Annotated in this window: 1 protein-coding gene; it reads left to right on the forward strand. The window is 44.3% G+C overall.

The features are described 5' to 3' along the window. On the forward strand, positions 1–2,317 hold a 2,317-nt coding region (locus tag CVS27_RS21750; protein ID WP_133163014.1), incomplete at its 5' end, for a polymerase basic protein 2 domain-containing protein. Positions 2,318–2,340 lie beyond the last annotated feature (23 nt).

Raw genomic sequence — 2,340 nt, forward strand, 5'->3', positions numbered from 1 at the left:
ACGCGTGATCAGCAAAAGCAGGTCAAATATATTCAATATGGAAAGAATAAAAGAACTAAGAGATTTGATGTCACAGTCTCGCACCCGCGAGATACTGACAAAAACAACTGTGGACCATATGGCCATAATCAAGAAATACACATCGGGAAGACAGGAGAAGAATCCTGCCCTTAGGATGAAGTGGATGATGGCGATGAAATATCCAATTACAGCAGACAAAAGGATAATGGAGATGATCCCGGAAAGGAATGAGCAAGGTCAAACCCTTTGGAGCAAGACAAATGATGCTGGATCAGACAGAGTGATGGTGTCACCTCTGGCTGTGACATGGTGGAACAGAAATGGACCAACAACAAGCACAGTCCACTATCCAAAGGTCTATAAAACCTATTTTGAAAAGGTCGAAAGACTGAAACATGGGACCTTCGGCCCCGTTCACTTCCGAAATCAGGTTAAAATACGCCGCAGGGTCGACATAAACCCAGGCCATGCAGATCTTAGTGCTAAGGAAGCACAAGATGTCATTATGGAGGTCGTATTCCCAAACGAAGTTGGAGCAAGAATATTAACATCAGAATCACAGTTGACGATAACCAAGGAGAAGAAGGAGGAGCTTCAGGACTGCAAAATTGCCCCTTTAATGGTGGCCTACATGTTGGAGAGGGAACTGGTTCGCAAGACAAGATTTCTACCAGTAGCTGGAGGGACAAGCAGCGTGTATATCGAAGTATTGCATTTGACCCAAGGGACTTGCTGGGAGCAAATGTACACACCAGGAGGGGGAGTGAGAAATGATGATGTTGATCAGAGTTTAATTATTGCTGCTAGAAATATTGTTAGAAGAGCAACAGTGTCAGCAGACCCGTTGGCTTCGCTTTTGGAGATGTGCCATAGCACACAGATTGGCGGGGTTAGAATGGTTGACATCCTTAGACAAAACCCAACAGAAGAACAGGCTGTGGATATATGTAAGGCAGCAATGGGCCTAAGGATCAGTTCATCCTTCAGCTTTGGAGGTTTCACTTTCAAAAGGACAAGTGGGTCTTCTGTCAAAAAGGAAGAAGAAGTGCTCACAGGCAACCTCCAAACATTGAAAATAAGAGTACATGAAGGATATGAGGAATTCACAATGGTTGGGCGAAGAGCAACAGCCATTCTAAGGAAAGCAACCAGAAGACTGATTCAACTGATAGTGAGTGGGAAAGACGAGCAATCAATTGCTGAGGCAATAATAGTGGCAATGGTATTCTCACAAGAGGATTGTATGATAAAGGCAGTGAGAGGTGATTTGAACTTTGTCAACAGAGCAAACCAGCGGCTAAATCCCATGCATCAACTCCTAAGGCATTTCCAAAAGGATGCCAAGGTCCTGTTTCAAAACTGGGGAATTGAACCCATTGACAATGTAATGGGGATGATCGGAATATTGCCTGACATGACCCCCAGCACAGAGATGTCATTGAGAGGAGTGAGAGTTAGTAAAATGGGAGTAGATGAATATTCCAGTACTGAGAGAGTGGTAGTGAGTATTGATCGTTTCTTGAGGGTCCGAGACCAGAGGGGAAACGTACTCTTGTCTCCCGAAGAGGTTAGTGAAACACAGGGAACAGAAAAGCTGACTATAACATATTCGTCGTCCATGATGTGGGAGATCAATGGTCCAGAATCAGTGCTAGTTAACACATATCAATGGATCATTAGAAATTGGGAAACTATAAAGATTCAATGGTCCCAAGATCCTACAATGCTATACAATAAGATGGAATTTGAACCCTTTCAATCGCTAATACCTAAAGCTGTCAGAGGCCAATATAGTGGATTCGTAAGGGTTCTATTCCAACAGATGCGTGACGTACTGGGGACATTTGACACTGTCCAAATAATAAAGCTATTACCATTTGCAGCAGCCCCGCCGGAGCAGAGTAGGATGCAGTTCTCTTCTCTAACTGTGAATGTGAGAGGTTCAGGAATGAGAATAGTTGTGAGAGGCAATTCTCCTGTGTTCAACTACAACAAGGCAACCAAGAGGCTTACGGTGCTTGGGAAGGATGCAGGTGCATTGATGGAAGACCCAGATGAGGGAACAGCAGGAGTGGAATCTGCAGTATTGAGGGGGTTTCTGATTCTGGGCAAAGAAGACAGGAGATATGGGCCAGCATTGAGCATCAACGAATTGAGCAATCTTGCGAAAGGAGAGAAGGCTAATGTTTTGATAGGGCAAGGAGACGTGGTGTTGGTAATGAAACGGAAACGGGACTCTAGCATACTTACTGACAGTCAGACAGCGACCAAAAGGATTCGGATGGCCATCAATTAGTGTCGAATTGTTTAAAAACGACA

This window comes from Arthrobacter glacialis, from assembly GCF_002909445.1.
GTDB lineage: Bacteria > Actinomycetota > Actinomycetes > Actinomycetales > Micrococcaceae > Specibacter > Specibacter glacialis.